This is a genomic window from Catenulispora rubra, from assembly GCF_015356825.1.
In the GTDB taxonomy this organism is placed as follows: domain Bacteria; phylum Actinomycetota; class Actinomycetes; order Streptomycetales; family Catenulisporaceae; genus Catenulispora; species Catenulispora rubra.
The window spans coordinates 1-15,873 of record NZ_JAACYW010000271.1; the positions used below are offsets into that span (position 1 = coordinate 1).

Sequence of the window (15,873 nt, forward strand, 5' to 3'; positions counted from 1 at the left end):
GGGTGGGGCTCGGGGTGGTCTCCGGGTATCTCGGCGGGCTGGTGGACCTGGTCATCATGCGGATCGCCGACGTCTTCCTGGCCTTCCCGCTGATGCTCTTCGCCCTCGGGCTCACCGGGGCCTTGTCCGACCAGGCCTTCGGCCTGTCCGGCAACGCCTTGCGGATCGCCATCATGATCTTCGTGATGGGCTTCTTCAACTGGCCCTACATCGCCCGCATCGTGCGCGCGGAGGTGCTCTCGCTGCGCGAGCGGGAGTTCGTCGACGCGGCCCGGGCTCTGGGGGCCTCGACCCGTTGGATCGTGTGGCGGGAGCTGATGCCCAACCTGCTCGCGCCGATCCTCGTCTACACCACGCTGCTCATTCCGGCGAACATCATCTTCGAAGCCGGATTGTCCGCGTTGGGCATAGGTCTGGACCCGCCCGCCGCCTCGTGGGGCCAGATGCTGACCGACGCGGTCTCCACCGTGTACACCGACCCCGAGTATCTGATCGTGCCAGGCATGGCAGTATTCATCACCGTGCTGGCGTTCAACCTGTTCGGCGACGGATTGCGGAACGCCACCGATCCCACTGCGCAGTGACGCTCCGCGGCACGACGCCGGCCATCGCCGGCCATGAAGAAGGAAACCGCTGTGATACCTAAGTTCGCGATCCGCGCGGGGGCCCTTGCCGCGGCGCTCGCCCTGGTCCTGTCCGCCTGCGGTTCCGGCGGCGGCGCGTCCGGGACCTCGGCCATGGGACCGGGCTTCGACCTGGCGAGCAAGCAGGTGCTGAACCCGTCGACCAAGACCGGCGGCACCATCAACCTGATCTCCTCGCAGTCGTTCGACTCGCTCGACCCCGGGATCACCTACTCCGCGCAGACCTGGAACCTGTTCCGGCTCTTCGCCCGGCCGATGATGGCCTACGAGCACACCCCCGGCGGCAACCAGATCGTCGGCGACCTGGCCACGGGCCCGGGCCAGCAGAGCAACGGCGGCAAGACCTGGACCTACACCCTGCGCTCGGGCGCCACCTTCGAGGACGGCACGCCGATCACCTCCGGCGACGTCCGCTGGGCCATCGAGCGCGCCAACTGGTCCGTGCTGGTCGGCAACGGCCCGACCTACTTCCACAACATCCTCACCCCGCCGAACGACCCGCGGTTCACGAACCTGGACGTGTACAAGTCCGGGGACAAGATGTTCGACAACATCATCGTGACGCCCAACGCGCAGACCATCACCTTCAACCTCCCGCAGGCCTTCGGCGAGTTCGACTACGTCATGACCCTGCTGCAGACCGCCCCGGTCGAGCGCACCGCCGACGCCAAGGACTCCGGCGTCGCCTACAGCAAGAAGCCGATCTCCACCGGCGCCTACAAGATCGCCAGCTACGACCCGGGCAAGGAGATCAAGCTCGTCCCGAACCCGGCCTACAACCAGGTCTCCGACCCCAACAAGATGCACCAGGCCCTGGCCGACGCGATCGACGTGCAGCTCGGCGTGGACTCCTCCGAGCGCGACCAGCGGCTGCTGGACGGCCAGGCCGACGCCGACCTGGGCTCGGCGCTGACCGTGGCCAACCACGCCAAGGTCCTGCAGGACAACGTCCTGAAGTCGGAGACCGACGACGCCGCGGACTCCTCGATCGCCTACTCCTCGATCAACACGCAGGTGATCCCGGACGTCTCCTGCCGGCAGGCGATCGAGTACGCGGTGGACAAGAACACCGTGCTGAACCAGCTCGGCGGCCAGTGGGGCGGCACGATCGCCACCAACCTGCTCACCAACGGCATCCCCGGCGCGGTGCCGTTCCCGACCTACACCTACGACCCGGGCAAGGCCAAGAGCCTGCTGGCGCAGTGCAAGGCCAGCTCGCCGGGCCTGTTCGACGGCAACGGCGCGCTGTCCTTCAAGATCGCCGCGCAGACGAACGCCCCCGACCTGCAGAACGCCGCGACCGCGATCCAGTCCTCGCTGTCCGGCGTCGGCATCAACACCCAGGTCACGCTGTTCCCGTTCGGCCAGTACAGCCAGTACTGCGGCAACGAGGCCTACTCCAAGGCGCACCGGCTGGGCATGTGCCTGGCCAACTGGGGCCCGGACTGGCTCACCGGCTACGGCATGCTCGACCAGCTGGTCACGGTCAACGGCATCGCGGCCACCGGCAGCCAGAACTACGCGTTCCTGGACGACCCGACGGTCAACGACCTGGAGAAGGCCGCGCTGTCCAGCGTCGAGCCGAGCACCCAGCAGCAGGACTGGGTCAAGATCGACCACCGCGTGATGGACCTGGCCGCGGTCGTGCCGCTGATGGACCGGCACGTCATGCGCTTCCGCTCGGCCCGGCTGACCAACGTGATGATCAACCAGGCCGGCTCCGGCGGCTACGACCTGGCCGTCCTGGGAGTGAAGTGACCCGCGGGCCTGACGCGACCTGCCCGGGCACGAGATGACCTGCTCCGCGCGCCCCGCCGCCTACTCCGAAGCGCTCCGGTACACCCGGTACACCCCGGTATGCCGCGGCCGGAGCCGGCCCGGGCGCGCGGCGAAACCACAGTGAAACGAGGGGAGCACGCGGCGGCATGACGACCTTCCTGATCCGCCGGGCCGTCACCGCCGTGATGCTCATGCTCGGCGTGGTCCTGGTGACCTTCGCGGTCTTCTACGTCGTGCCCGGGATCGGCGGGCGCAGCACCGACCAGCTGGCCGCGCAGTTCGCCAGCCGCGACCCCTCGCCGGAGCAGCTGGCGCTCATCGAGCACCGGCTGGGCCTGGACCAGCCGCTGTACGTCCAGTTCTGGGACTATCTCAGAGCTCTGGTGGCCGGGGAGAGCCTGCCGCCGGGATCGGGCGCCGCGCACTGCTCGGCGCCCTGCCTGGGCTACTCCTGGCGGCTGCACGAGTCGGTGATGGCGCTGGTCCTGGACCGGCTGCCGGTGACGGTCTCCATCGCGGTCGGCGCGGCGGTGCTGTGGCTGGTCCTCGGCGTGGCCTCCGGCGCCCTCGCGGCGGTGGCCCGCGGCGGTTTCGCCGACCGCGCGATCCGGGTGGCCGCGCTGCTCGGGGTCTGCCTGCCGGTGGTGTTCATCGGCCCGCTGGCGCGGGCCGAACTCACCTGGCTGTTCCCCTCGGTGACCTATTACTCGTTCCTGCACAACCCTTTCGTGTGGGCCGACCACCTGGCCCTGCCCTGGGTGACGCTGGCGATGGGCTACTTCGCGCTCTACACGCGGCTCACCCGCTCGGGCATGATCGAGGCCTTGTCCGGCCAGTTCATCCGGACCGCGCGTGCCAAGGGCCTGAGCCCCCGGCGGGTGCTGTGGCAGGCGCTGCGGACCACCCTCCCGACCGTGGCGACGGTCTTCGCCATGGACCTGGGCCTGCTGCTGGGCGGCGCGGTGCTGGCCGAGAAGATCTACGGGCTGCACGGCATCGGGGATCTGGCGCAGAACGGCGTGGACGGCCAGGACCTGCCGGTGGTGCTGGGCGTCACGTTGTTCTCAGGGGTCTTCATCGTTGTCGCCAACTTCGCGGTCGACGCCGCCTATGCTGTCCTGGATCCGCGCGTCCGGCTGGACTGACGCAGCCGGGCCCGCGGCTACCTTAGGCGGGCGATCACTTCCCCTCTAAGGCACCGTCTGTCAAGGGGCAAACGCCTAAGGATGCGGTCTGTCGCGGGTAACACCCCGTTAACCTCAGGGGCGGTTACCACCCACTCCTAAGGTGGCGATCGCGCCCTCTGATACCCCGAAATGGCTCGGTGACCGGCCGATCCAGGATTGATCACAGTTCGGACAAGGCTGCCTCAACCCCCTAGCCAAGCCGGGGGCCGAGGCGCCACTCTCCTGTGGAGGGCCCCGGCCCGACAGTGCAATGTGCAATACCACCGGCGTGACGTTAGCGCGGCCGCCGGGCGTGACGCGATCACGACTCCGCCCTGCCTGGCTCTCCGGTGCGCTCACAAGGCCTTCCGAGTCAGACGACCACCGAGGATTCACATGACAACGCTGCCAGGGGACGCCTCCACCCTGCACGACGACTTCGGCGAACCGAGCACGCCGGAACCCGGAACTCCGGCGGCGAAGGCGATCGAGGGCCGTTCGCTCACGAAGATCGCCTGGACTCGGTTGAAGCGGGACAGGGTCGCCATGACGGCCGGCGTCGTCGTCGTCCTCATGTGCCTGCTGGGCCTGTTCTCCGGGCTCATCTACCCGCATCTGGGCGGCGGGCCCCAGCTGCCGCACTCCGCCCTCATCGACGGCAACACCACGCTCCCCACCGGCACCGCCGGCGGCCTCAGCGCCCAGCACTGGCTCGGTGTCGACCCGACCTTCGGCCGGGACCTGGCCGCGCGCATCGTCGAGGGTGCCAAGTGGTCGCTGCTGATCTCCTTCGCCTCGACCGTGCTGACCGTGATCCTCGGCCTGGTCGCGGGCCTGCTGGCCGGCTACTTCGGCGGCTGGGTGGACAGCGCGGTGAACTGGCTGATGGCCGTGTTCCTGGCCTTCCCGGTCGTGCTGTTCGGCATCGCGCTGGTCTCCGGCATGCCCACCACGGCCTTCGGCCTGAACAACCTGTGGCTGCACGTCGTGCTGCTGGTCCTGATCATCGGCGGATTCGGCTGGGCCTACTTCGGCCGCATCGTCCGCGGCCAGGTGCTCACGCTGCGGGAGAAGGAGTTCGTCGACGCCTCCCGGAGCCTGGGCGCCAGTGAGCTGCGGATCGTCTTCAAAGAGATCATGCCGAACCTGATCGCCCCGATCCTGGTCTTCACCTCGCTGCAGATCCCGGCCAACATCCTGGCCGAGGCGGCGTTCTCCTTCCTCGGCGTCGGCATCCCGCTGCCGCACGCCTCGTGGGGCGGCATGCTCAACGACGCGCTGAACTACTACGAATACGACCCGGCATACCTGTTCATCCCAGGTATCGCGATCTTCGTCACCGTCCTGGCCTTCAACCTGTTCGGCGACGGCGTCCGCGACGCGTTCGACCCCAAGGCCGGCCGCTGAGCGACATCAAGCACGACCCAGCAACGCAAAGCAATTCATCCACGAAAGGGGATCAGCAACCGATGTCTAATCGGCGATCCAAGGTGGCCTTCGCAGCCACCAGCGTTGTGCTGACGATAGCCGTCGCCGCTTGCGGTTCGTCCAGCAGCAGCCCGTCGGCCGCGAAGACCAGCGGCGGGGTGGCCCCCACCACCGCCGGTGGCGACCAGGGCAACGTCGCGGCCGCGTTCAACGCCTCGACCAAGGGCGTCGTGAACGCCTCCACCGCCAAGGGCGGCACGCTGAACCTGCTGGCCACGGCGGACTTCGACTCGATGGACCCGACGCGTACCTACTACGCGTACTCGTGGGACTTCCAGCGGTTCTTCACCCGCAGCCTGATGGGCTTCGACGCCAAGCCCGGCGAGGACGGCACGAAGGCCGTGCCGGACCTGGCCACCGGCAAGGGCGTGGTGACCAACGGCGGCAAGACCATCACCTACACCCTCAAGGACGGCGTCAAGTTCCAGGACGGGACCCCGGTCACGTCCAAGGACATCAAGTACGGCGTCGAGCGCAACTTCGCGCAGGACGTGCTGCCCGGCGGCCCGACCTACCTGCACGACATGCTCGACGAGGGCCAGAACTACCCCGGCCCGTACAAGGACACCGACCCGAACAAGCTGGGTCTGAAGTCGGTCCAGACGCCGGACGCGAAGACGATCGTCTTCAACCTGTCCGCGCCGTACTCGGACTGGGACTACATCATGACCCTCCCGTCCGCGGCGCCGGTCGAGGAGAAGTTCGACCAGGACCCGAGCACCGGCGGCGCCAAGTACGCCAACCACGTTCAGGCGACCGGTCCGTACGAGATCCAGAGCTACGAGCCGAACAAGTCGGTCGTGCTGGTGCCGAACCCGAACTGGGACGCGAGCACCGACACCATCCACCACCAGCTCGTCAACAAGATCGTGCTGACCGAGGGCCTGGACAGCGACGACATGGACAAGCGCCTGCTGTCCGGTCAGGGCGACATCGAGATCGAGTCCACCGGCGTGCAGTCGGCCGCGCAGACCCAGATCCTGCGCGACCCGAACCTGAAGAAGTCCGCGGACGCCCCGCTGACCGGCTTCACCCGCATGTTCGCGCTGGACCCGAACGTCCCCGAGCTGTCGAACGTCGACTGCCGCAAGGCCATCGAGTACGCGGCGAACAAGGTCGACCTGCAGACCGCGCGCGGCGGCCCCATCGGCGGCGGCGACATCGCCACCACCGTGGCGCCCCCGACCCTGCCGGGCTACCAGTCGTTCAACGACTACCCCTCGGGTGCGGACAACACCGGTGACCTGACCCAGGCCAAGGCGGAGCTGGCGAAGTGCGGCAAGCCGACCGGCTTCCACACCAACATCGCCACCACCAACAAGGGCAAGGGCCCGAAGGTCGCGCAGGCGCTCCAGGCCGCTCTGGCCCGGGTCGGCATCCAGGCGGACATCCAGCAGTTCGACTCGTCGACCTACTACTCCACCGTGATCGGCACCCCGAGCAACGTCCACAAGAAGGACCTGGGCATCATGGTCGCCGGCTGGGGCGCCGACTTCCCGACCGGCTTCGGCTTCTTCTCGGCCATCGCCGACGGCCGCAAGATCCTGCAGGCCGGCGGTAACAGCAACTGGCCCGAGGTCAACGACCCGGCGGTCAACGCGGCGCTGGACGACATGACCGCGACGACCGACGCGGCGCAGAAGGCCAAGGACGTGCAGACCATCGACCACGCTCTGATGGACGGTGCGTACTACCTGCCCTTCACGTACGACAAGGCACTGACCTATCACAACCCGCGCGTCACCAACGTCTACATCACGAACGCCTTCGGGATGTACGACTTCGACAGCATGGGCGTGAACGACGGTAAGTAAGCAGACCCCTTCTTCCTGGTAGAAAGCAGGTGAAGGCAAAAGAGGGCCGGCGGGTCGCACCCCGACTTGCCGGCCCTCGCCGCCGCCTCCCGTGATCGCATTTCTGATCCGCCGCATCATCCAAGCGGTGACTGTGCTGCTCGCCGTCAGCCTCATCACGTTCGGCCTGTTCTTCCTGGTTCCCAAGTTGACCGGCTCCGACCCCGCGGCGCTGTTCGCCGGCCGGCTGACCAGCCCCGAGGCGCTGGAAGGGATCCGTATCAAGCTTGGGCTGAACCACCCGCTGCTGCAGCAGTACTGGGACTATCTCGGCGGCTTCTTCCACGCTCGCCACTTCGACAACGGTCCCGACAAGACGACGTGCTCCTGGCCGTGCCTGGGCTACTCGTTCAAGAACGACCTGTCGGTCGGGCACCTGATCGCCGACCGGTTCCCGGTCACCCTGTCCCTGGCCATCGGCGCGCCGATCCTCTGGCTGGTCACCGGTGTGACCGTCGGCCGGATCTCCGCGCTGCGCCCGCGCTCCTGGGCCGACCGCGCCTCGATGCTCGTCGCGCTGGCCGCCATCTCGCTGCCGGTGTACTTCACCGCCGCGGTGCTGCGCCTGTTCGTGGTCTACAACTGGCACTGGCTGCCGGACATCAACTACGTGGGCTTCACGCACGATCCGGTGCTGTGGGCGAAGAACCTGCTCCTGCCCTGGATCTCGCTGGCCACCCTGTACGCCGCCAGCTACGCGCGGTTCACCCGGGCCTCGATGCTCGACGTGCTCAACGAGGACTACATCCGCACGGCGCGGGCCAAGGGCCTGCCCGAGCGCACGGTCATCAACAGGCACGCGATGCGCCCGGTGGGCACCCTGATCATCACCCTGTTCGGGATGGACGTCGGCGCCCTGATGGGCGGCGCGATCCTCACCGAGTCCGTGTTCGGCCTCCCGGGGCTGGGCAAGCTCGGCTACGACGCCATCAGCCAGCACGACCTCCCGATCATCATGGGCGTGACGATCCTCGCGGCGTTCTTCATCGTCGCGGCGAACGTCATCGTCGACATGCTCTACGCCGTCATCGACCCCCGGGTGAGGCTCTCGTGAGCACCTTTATCGAGACCGAAAGGACGGTGTGAACCGTGTCCACCACTGAGGAGACGACGCCGGTCTTGGAGAGCCCGGCACCGTCGAAGTTCCTGGAAGTCCGTGACCTGACCGTCCACTTCCCGACCGACGACGGCGTGGTGAAGTCCGTCGACGGCCTGTCCTTCGGGCTGGAGCGGGGTCGGACGCTGGGTATCGTCGGTGAGTCCGGTTCGGGTAAGTCGGTGACTTCGCTGGCGTTGCTGGGTCTGCACCGTTCGGCGCAGAAGAAGAAGAACGCTGCGCGGATCACCGGCGAGATCTGGCTGGACGGCCAGGAGTTGGTGACCGCCAGCGACGCCGAGATCCGGCGGTTGCGGGGCGAGAAGATGGCGATGATCTTCCAGGATCCGCTGTCGTCGATGCATCCGTTCTTCACCGTGGGTGCGCAGATCATCGAGGCGTACCGGGTGCACAACCACGTGTCCAAGCAGGTCGCCCGCAAGCGGGCGATCGAGATGCTGGAACTGGTGGGGATCCCGCAGCCGAACACGCGGGTGGACGACTACCCGCACCAGTTCTCCGGCGGTATGCGGCAGCGCGCCATGATCGCGATGGCCTTGGTCTGCAACCCGTCGCTGCTGATCGCCGACGAGCCGACCACCGCTCTGGATGTGACGGTGCAGGCGCAGATCCTGGATCTGATGCGGGATCTGCAGCGGGAGTTCAACTCTGCGCTGATCATCATCACGCACGACCTGGGTGTCGTTGCCGAGCTGGCTGACGACATCATGGTGATGTACGGCGGTAAGGCGGTGGAGTACGGTCCGGCGCATGATTTGTTCAAGGGGCCGGAGCACCCGTACACGTGGGGTTTGCTGGGTTCGATGCCGCGGTTGGACCGGGCTCGTGCCGATCGGTTGACGCCGATTCAGGGCAATCCGCCGTCATTGATCAATGTGCCGTCTGGTTGTGCGTTCCATCCGCGTTGCCCGTACACCGGTGAGACCGGTGGGCGTAGTGACACGGAGATTCCGTTGCTGGCTGAGACCAGCCCGGGGCATCTTGTGCGCTGTCATATGGATCCGGCCCGGCGGCGGGAGATTTTCACCGAGCAGATTCGGGAGACGTTGTGAGCACCGAAACCACTCCCGAGAACCAGGTTGTGGCAGATCCCGAGGCGTTGTTGAGCGTGTCGGGTTTGAAGAAGCACTTCCCGATCAAGCGTGGCGCCCTGCAGCGTCAGGTCGGTGCGGTGCAGGCGGTGGACGGGATCGACTTCTCGGTCCGGCCCGGAGAGACGCTGGGTTTGGTGGGCGAGTCCGGTTGTGGCAAGACCACCACCGGCCGGCTGCTGGCCCGGTTGTTGGAGCCGACCTCGGGGTCGATCAAGTTCGAGGGTCGGGAGATCTCGCACCTGTCCAGCGGGCAGATGCGTCCGCTGCGCCGGGACATCCAGATGGTGTTCCAGGACCCGCAGTCCTCCCTGAACCCGCGGCACACGGTCGGCACCATCGTGGGTGCGCCGTTCCACATCCAGGGTATTGAGACGCCCAACGGGACCAAGCGCGCCGTCCAGGACCTGCTACAGCTGGTGGGTTTGTCGCCGGAGCACTACAACCGCTACCCCCACGAGTTCTCCGGCGGCCAGCGGCAGCGCATCGGCATCGCCCGCGCACTGGCCCTGCGGCCGAAGCTGATCGTCGCCGACGAGCCGGTCTCGGCCCTGGACGTGTCGATCCAGGCGCAGGTGGTGAACCTGCTGGAGGACCTGCAGGCCGAGCTGAACCTGGCCTATGTGTTCATCGCGCACGACCTGTCGGTGGTCCGCCACATCTCCGACCGCGTCGCGGTGATGTACCTGGGCAAGATCGTGGAGATCGCCGACCAGGCCGACATCTACGTCCGTCCGCACCACCCCTACACCACGGCTCTGATGTCCGCGGTGCCGATCCCGGACCCGGACCGCAAGGCCGGGACCGCGGAGGGGCAGGTCGACCGGATCCGCCTGACCGGCGACGTGCCCTCGCCGATCAATCCGCCGAAGGGCTGCCGCTTCAGCACCCGCTGCTGGAAGGCGCAGGACATCTGCAAGTCGGACGAGCCGCCGCTGCTGCAGATCGGCTCCGTCTCCGAGGCCGGCGTCGCGCACCAGGTGGCGTGCCACTTCCCGGAGAACGTGTAACACCGGCCGTCGGCCACCGGCCCGGTGGGAGCTTCCGCTCCCGCCGGGCTTTCGGCATTGTGGGGCGGGTGTTCTCCACCGATGCCGGCTCGCACGCCGATGATTCGATAGCCGACTCGCCACCCGACTCGATAACCGACTCGACAACCGACGAGGTCTTTGCGGACGCCGAGGAGGCCGGCCGGGGCTTGACCGGTGACGGTTTGGCAGGTGACAGCGTGCAGGGCGGCGGCCGGGTCGGCGACGGTACACAGGGTGGCGGCTCGGCTGGCGACTATGTCTACGGCGGCGGTTCGGCCGGTGACGGTGCGCCGAGCGGCGGCTGGGCCGGTGACGATACGCAGGGTGGCGGCTCGGCTGGCGACAACGCCTATGGCGGCGGTTCGGCCGGTGATGGTGCGCAGGGCGCCGGCTGGGGCGGCGACGATGCGCAGGGTGGCGGCTCGGCTGGCGACTACACCTATGGCGGCGGTTCGGCCGGTGATGGTGCGCAGGGCGCCGGCTGGGGCGGCGACGATGCGCAGGGCGGTCGTTCGGCCGGTGACTACAGCTATGACAGCGGCTCGGCCGGTGATTACCCGCAAGGCGGCGGCGACGAGCCCTTCTTCGGCATGCAGAGCGAGGCGGCGGTCGTCACCGGTGTCGCGCTCGGCCCCGGCCTGCGGCGTGGCGCGCTGGTCTGTGTCGGCGCGCTGGTGGGTCTCGGGGTGCTGTTCTGGGCCGGGCTGGCCGTGTTCTACGTCTACCGCGTGTTCTTCGACAGCGCGCATGTGAACCCTGACATGCCGCGCCTGCCCGACGGCCGCCCCTGGACCGCGTTCTATCTGGTCGGCGCGGTGTGGGCGATCGGCGTGGGCCTGTTCGGGCTGGTGTCGCGCTGGCACCCCCGGCTCCTCGTGTGGTGCTTCGCGTGCCTCGTGACTGCCTTCTTCTGGCCCGCCGGGATGGCCGCGTCGGCGATCGCGGTGGCCTGGCGTCGCCGGGATCTGGCCGCCTCGCGCCGGCTCGCACTGGCTCTGCTCGCCGTGCTCGTGGCGATCGGCGGCCCGGTGTGGCGCTTCGCGGCACCTTCGTCCACGGCCGAACCGGCCTCCGTCGCCTCGGACGGCGACCTGCTCGGCACCTGGCACTCGCGCTCCGGGATGTCCGTGGCGCTCCACGGCGACGGCACGTACACCGCGGGCACCCTCTCCGGCGGCGGCCTCGGCGCCGGCGACGGCGTACCGGCCTCGGCCGGCACGTGGGACTCCGAGAGCCCGGGCGGCCACTCCGGCGTGCGGCTCCAGATCGACGGCGACCTGTCCCACTCGGTCTGGTTCGACGTCTACAAGGCCGGCCCGGACCTTGTCCTGTGCGCCTCGGACGATCCCGGCAACCCGTGCCAGGTGGTGCTGCGCCGGTCCTAGTCAGTCGGAGTGTCAGTCAGAGTGTGTTGTTCAGAGTTCTGAAACGCGACCACGCGGCGGTGCTGCCCGCCGCGCGGTTGCGTATCAGAACTCGATCAGGCGTCAGCCGTCCGAAGCCGCCGCCTCGGTCTCGCTCAACATCCGCTCCTTCAGCCGGGCCTGCACCGAGTCCACCGTCACCCCGCCGTCCGGATGCGGCTGCACCTTCCCGCGCCGCGCGAGGTCGTGCACGCCCTGCCGCGAGATCCCCAGCATCGCCGCCGCCACGGTGAACGACACCGCCTCGGCGCTCGGGTGCCCGGCGCGCAGCAGCACGGCGCGGCCGAACGGCGTGCCCCACCAGTCCGTCGGCGGGTTGAACGGCTCGTCCGACGGAAACAGGGTGCTGATCAGCCGGATGGCGGTCATCCGGGCTGCGTCGTCGTCGGGGCCCAGCAGTTCCTCGGTCCAGCCCAGCACCGACTCGAAGGCCCGCCGCCGCAGGTCCTTGTCGAGCCCGAACAACACGTCCACCGGCCCCAGGACCCGCGACTCGATCAGCCGGTTCAGATCCCTCGCCAACTCCTCGTGGGCGGGACGCCATGTTTTCGCCAAGACCGACTCCCATCCTCGCCGCCTGAACTGCGCGTTACGACTACTTGACGAGTAGCGTCCAGTACTTGCCCTTATGTGTCAAGTACTAGCCTCTGCCAGCCTTTGCTGTGCTGGCTATCGCCTCGCCTCGCCGATCGATTCCGCTTCTCCCGAGATCGTCCTCCTAATCTGCGATCCGAGGCTCCGCGGTCCATCCGCGCCGAGCGGAAGCCCCACCACCTGCCCGAGCAGCGCGTCCGTGGCGCCTTCAAGCCTGCGGAACACGCTGCCCGCGCCGCCCAACTCGCCCAGCGTCCCCTGCGCCTGCCGCAAGGCCCGCAGCGCGCTGAGTCCCCGCGACGCGCCGATCGCGTCCCGCGCCGCCTTCAGCTCCGCCAGCTCGGTCGCCAGCTGCTCCACCAGCACCGCGAACTCCGCCGATATCCGCTCGGCCCGCGCGACGAACCCCGCCAGCGTCGCCGATTCGGCCAGCGCACCCCCGATCGTGGCCAGTCCGAAGGTCAGGACATCGGCCACCGCGGTCGCCGCGAGTTCGGCCGCCGCCCACGCCGCGGCGTCGGTGACGATGCCGGTCACGGCGTCCTGCGCCGCCCCGGCCGCGACGCCGGCCCGGTTGAGCAGGTGCGCCGTCGCGGCCATCCCGGACGCGAGCCGGTCCAGTGCCGCCACGTAGACGTCCATCGTGGCCCCGAACGTGCGCGCGGCCTCCCCGCGCCAACTCCCCGCGACCGGCACGCAGTCCTGGCGCAGCCGCCCGGATATGCCGCGAACCGCGATCGCCTGCTCCAGCCACAGCGTCGCCGCGCCGTGCAGCGCCTCGGCGTCGCCGGTCACGCGGTCCAGGATGTCCAGCAGCCCCACCTCGCGCAGGACCCATTCGACCCCTGACGCCAGCGCGCCCTCGACCCCGCTCGGCGCCGCCCGATGCACCGGCGTCAGGGCCGTGTCGAGTCTCGGCGGCTCCTCGACCGCCCACGCGTAGCCGGTGCCGAAGGCGTCGAAGCCACTCATCGGGGCGTCCCGTCGTCCGGCGGAGATTCTGAGGAAGCCTCGTCCGCCCCGGGTATCTCGATCCCGACCCCCAGCGCCGCCTCCACGGCCTCCGTGACCCCGGCCACCACCCGATCGGCCGTCGAATAGCGCCCCGCCGACTCGGCCAGCCCGCGCGTCGCCGCCGCCAGCCACACGGCCAGCTCCGCGACCTCGGCGAGCACGCCTTCCTGGTGCGCGTGATACCGGTCGGCCAGGAATCCCGATTGCGGCAGTCTGCCGAACCACCCGCGCTCCACCCGCACCGCCGCCACCGCCTCGCCGACGGCGGCCAGCTCCGCCGTGCGGGCGTGCAGGGACTCGGCGTACGCGGTCAGCAGCGGCGGCCGCACCTCGAAGGCGAACCCCGGACCGGTCATCGGACCACCCCCCTGGTCAATGTGTTTCGATCATCCTACCTGGCCACCATCTCTCCCAGTAGTCACTCGAACACCTTACGTATTCCCCCGTCCGGCCCATCCGAGACGTGACGCGCGTCGCTTCCTGTGGCACTACCAAGCGGTAACTTTGTCGGGATACGATCCCCTCGGACGGCACCGTCGGCTTCCGCCGGGCCGCACCGGAATATGTGGAAAGCCTCGCCGGCCTGCCCCCGTGTTCGGATGCTCTGTTTATTGAAATCAGGTCCGACCATGGCAAGCTGCGTCAGGAGAGACCGGAGAAGCCCTCAAGCAGGAGGTCGGACAGCGATCATGAAAATCGTCGTCTGTGTGAAGCAGGTGCCGGACACGGAGGCCGAGAAGCGGCTCCTCCCGGACACCCTGACGGTGGACCGGGAGAGCTCGAACCCGGTGCTCAACGAGATGGACGAGTTCGCCATCGAGGAGGCGCTCAAGCTCGTCGAGGCGCACGGCGGCGAGGTGGTCGTGCTGACCATGGGCCCCGACGGCGCCGACGCCGCGCTGCGCAAGGCGCTGTCCATGGGCGCGGACTCCGGCATCCTGCTCTCGGACCCGGCGCTGGCCGGCTCCGACGCCGTCGCCACCTCCTACGCCATCGCGCAGGCCCTGGGCACCACCGAGTACGACCTGGTGATCCTGGGCTCGGAGGCCTCCGACGCCCGCACCTCGCTGGTCCCGGCCATGCTCGCCGAGCGCCTGGGCGTGCCGCAGCTCACCTTCGCCTCGAAGGTGGAGATCGACGGCACCGACATCACCGTGAACCGGCTCACCGACTACGGGCACGACGTGGTCAAGGCCACGCTGCCGGCGGTGGTGTCGGTGGTCGAGAAGATCAACGAGCCGCGCTACCCCTCCTTCAAGGGCATCATGGCGGCCAAGAAGAAGCCGATCGCGCAGCTCGACGCGGCCGCAGCCGGCATCGACGCCGCCCTGGTCGGCGCGGCCGGAGCCTGGACCGCGGTGGCCGACGCCGCCCAGCGCCCGGCGCGCAGCGCCGGCGTGAAGGTGGCCGACCAGGGCGACGGCGGCGTGAAGCTCGCCGAGTTCCTGTCCGCGCAGAAGTTCATCTAAGGGAGCTTGGAAAATGGCTGAGATCCTGGTCCTCGTCGACCACGCGGACGGCGTGGTCAAGAAGGTCACGCTGGAGCTGCTGACCAAGGCCCGCGCGCTGGGCGAGCCGAGCGCTGTGTTCATCGGTGCCGGCTACGAATCCGGCACAGTGGCGGAGAAGCTGGCGGAGTACGGCGCCGCGAAGGTGTACGTCGCCGAGGACAAAGAGCTGGAGGGCTACGTCACCGCCCCCAAGGCCGAGCTGCTGGCCAAGCTGGTCGCCGAGCACGCCCCGGCCGCCGTGCTGGTCCCGGCCACCGCCGAGGGCAAGGAGGTCGGCGCCCGGCTGGCGGTCAAGTCCGGCTCCGGCATCCTCACCGACGCCGTCGACGTCAGCGCCGAGCTGATCGCCGAGCAGAGCATCTTCGGCGGCTCGACCGTGGCACACTCCAAGGTCACCAAGGGCACCCCGATCATCGCGATGCGCCCGAACGCCACCTCGCCCGAGGCGGCCCCGGCCGCCGCCGAGCGCGTCGACGTGAGCGTGGACCTGTCCGACTCGGCGAAGCTGGCCAAGGTCGTGGAGAAGGTCGTGCTCCCCAAGGGCGACCGCCCCGAGCTCACCGAGGCCTCGATCGTGGTCTCCGGCGGCCGCGGCGTCGGCAGCGGCGAGAACTTCGCGATCATCGAGAAGCTGGCCGACGCCCTCGGCGCGGCCGTCGGCGCCTCCCGCGCCGCCGTGGACGCCGGCTGGTACCCGCACCAGGCGCAGGTCGGCCAGACCGGCAAGACGGTCTCCCCGCAGCTGTACATCGCCGCCGGCATCTCCGGCGCGATCCAGCACCGCGCCGGCATGCAGACCTCGAAGACCATCGTCGCCATCAACAAGGACGACGAGGCGCCGATCTTCGAACTCGCCGACTACGGCGTCATCGGCGACCTGTTCAAGGTGGTCCCGCAGGTCACCGACGAGATCCTGAAGCGGAAGTAGTCCCCGCCCGGCTCCCGAGGCCGCTTCGCCCACCCGCCGGGGTGGGGGAGGCGGCCTTCTGCGTGCTCGGGGCACTGGCGGAGCCGGTGCTCACCGGGCCCTGCGACGGCCCCGGAGCCCCGTGCCCGCCGCCGGGGATGAGGAGGACACCGGCGGTCACGGCGGCGCCCAGGAGGGCTCCGAGGGCGGCGTAGACCGGGAAGCGATGGCGGCGCGGGGCGCGGTGGTGGGTG

14 protein-coding genes are annotated in these 15,873 nt (G+C 69.0%); 11 read left to right on the plus strand and 3 right to left on the minus strand.

Annotation, left to right across the window (positions count from 1 at the left end):
* The 9 genes from GWK61_RS43330 to GWK61_RS58955 form a co-directional block, all read left to right on the plus strand.
* On the plus strand, positions 1-584 hold a 584-nt coding region (locus tag GWK61_RS43330), incomplete at its 5' end, for an ABC transporter permease (RefSeq protein ID WP_194918018.1).
* Between the two features lie 51 nt (positions 585-635).
* Positions 636-2,402 (plus strand): ABC transporter substrate-binding protein, encoded by a 1,767-nt coding sequence (locus GWK61_RS43335; RefSeq protein ID WP_194918020.1) that lies wholly within the window; start codon positions 636-638, stop codon positions 2,400-2,402.
* 167 nt (positions 2,403-2,569) lie between these two features.
* Positions 2,570-3,568 carry an ABC transporter permease gene (locus GWK61_RS43340; RefSeq protein WP_194918022.1) on the plus strand — a complete coding sequence of 333 codons (999 nt, stop codon included), beginning with the start codon at positions 2,570-2,572 and terminating at the stop codon, positions 3,566-3,568.
* A 417-nt stretch (positions 3,569-3,985) separates the two neighbouring features.
* Positions 3,986-4,996 carry an ABC transporter permease gene (locus tag GWK61_RS43345; RefSeq protein ID WP_194918024.1) on the plus strand — a complete coding sequence of 337 codons (1,011 nt, stop codon included), beginning with the start codon at positions 3,986-3,988 and terminating at the stop codon, positions 4,994-4,996.
* A gap of 62 nt (positions 4,997-5,058) precedes the next feature.
* Complete coding sequence (locus GWK61_RS43350) at positions 5,059-6,891, plus strand: ABC transporter substrate-binding protein (RefSeq protein ID WP_194918026.1); 1,833 nt, start codon at positions 5,059-5,061, stop codon at positions 6,889-6,891.
* 91 nt (positions 6,892-6,982) lie between these two features.
* Entirely contained in the window at positions 6,983-7,984 is a 1,002-nt protein-coding gene (locus GWK61_RS43355) for an ABC transporter permease (RefSeq protein ID WP_194918029.1), read from the plus strand.
* A 35-nt stretch (positions 7,985-8,019) separates the two neighbouring features.
* Positions 8,020-9,099, plus strand: coding sequence for an ABC transporter ATP-binding protein (locus GWK61_RS43360; protein WP_323748024.1), 1,080 nt, complete (start codon positions 8,020-8,022; stop codon positions 9,097-9,099).
* Positions 9,096-10,148 (plus strand): ABC transporter ATP-binding protein, encoded by a 1,053-nt coding sequence (locus tag GWK61_RS43365; protein ID WP_194918031.1) that lies wholly within the window; start codon positions 9,096-9,098, stop codon positions 10,146-10,148. Before GWK61_RS43360 ends, GWK61_RS43365 begins: the two co-directional genes overlap by 4 nt.
* A gap of 68 nt (positions 10,149-10,216) precedes the next feature.
* Positions 10,217-11,554, plus strand: coding sequence for a dermokine domain-containing protein (locus GWK61_RS58955; RefSeq protein ID WP_194918033.1), 1,338 nt, complete (start codon positions 10,217-10,219; stop codon positions 11,552-11,554).
* A gap of 102 nt (positions 11,555-11,656) precedes the next feature.
* Here GWK61_RS58955 and GWK61_RS43375 read toward each other — a convergent pair whose 3' ends face one another.
* The 3 genes from GWK61_RS43375 to GWK61_RS43385 all read right to left on the minus strand — a co-directional run bounded on the left by GWK61_RS43375 (position 11,657) and on the right by GWK61_RS43385 (position 13,557).
* On the minus strand, positions 11,657-12,148 hold the full coding sequence (locus GWK61_RS43375) for a helix-turn-helix domain-containing protein (RefSeq protein WP_194918035.1): 492 nt from the start codon (positions 12,146-12,148) through the stop codon (positions 11,657-11,659).
* 114 nt (positions 12,149-12,262) lie between these two features.
* Entirely contained in the window at positions 12,263-13,159 is an 897-nt protein-coding gene (locus tag GWK61_RS43380; RefSeq protein WP_194918037.1) for a WXG100 family type VII secretion target, read from the minus strand.
* A complete protein-coding gene (locus GWK61_RS43385; protein WP_194918039.1) occupies positions 13,156-13,557 on the minus strand; it encodes a hypothetical protein in 402 nt (133 codons plus the stop codon). The genes GWK61_RS43380 and GWK61_RS43385 overlap by 4 nt, the downstream gene beginning before the upstream one ends.
* A gap of 333 nt (positions 13,558-13,890) precedes the next feature.
* Between GWK61_RS43385 and GWK61_RS43390 the strand changes: the two genes are divergently transcribed.
* On the plus strand, positions 13,891-14,670 hold the full coding sequence (locus GWK61_RS43390; RefSeq protein ID WP_194918041.1) for an electron transfer flavoprotein subunit beta/FixA family protein: 780 nt from the start codon (positions 13,891-13,893) through the stop codon (positions 14,668-14,670).
* Positions 14,671-14,683: 13 nt separating this feature from the next.
* Positions 14,684-15,640 (plus strand): electron transfer flavoprotein subunit alpha/FixB family protein, encoded by a 957-nt coding sequence (locus GWK61_RS43395; protein WP_194918043.1) that lies wholly within the window; start codon positions 14,684-14,686, stop codon positions 15,638-15,640.
* The last annotated feature ends 233 nt before the right edge of the window (positions 15,641-15,873 follow it).

What these genes read in the sequence shown, in the direction of transcription:
- GWK61_RS43340 (WP_194918022.1), top strand. Translation starts at nt 2,570, where the DNA reads ATGACGACCTTCCTGATCCGCCGGGCCGTCACCGCCGTGATGCTCATG.
- GWK61_RS43345 (WP_194918024.1), top strand. Translation starts at nt 3,986, where the DNA reads ATGACAACGCTGCCAGGGGACGCCTCCACCCTGCACGACGACTTCGGC.
- GWK61_RS43350 (WP_194918026.1), top strand. Translation starts at nt 5,059, where the DNA reads ATGTCTAATCGGCGATCCAAGGTGGCCTTCGCAGCCACCAGCGTTGTG.
- GWK61_RS43380 (WP_194918037.1), bottom strand. Translation starts at nt 13,159, where the DNA reads ATGAGTGGCTTCGACGCCTTCGGCACCGGCTACGCGTGGGCGGTCGAG.
- GWK61_RS43385 (WP_194918039.1), bottom strand. Translation starts at nt 13,557, where the DNA reads ATGACCGGTCCGGGGTTCGCCTTCGAGGTGCGGCCGCCGCTGCTGACC.
- GWK61_RS43390 (WP_194918041.1), top strand. Translation starts at nt 13,891, where the DNA reads ATGAAAATCGTCGTCTGTGTGAAGCAGGTGCCGGACACGGAGGCCGAG.
- GWK61_RS43395 (WP_194918043.1), top strand. Translation starts at nt 14,684, where the DNA reads ATGGCTGAGATCCTGGTCCTCGTCGACCACGCGGACGGCGTGGTCAAG.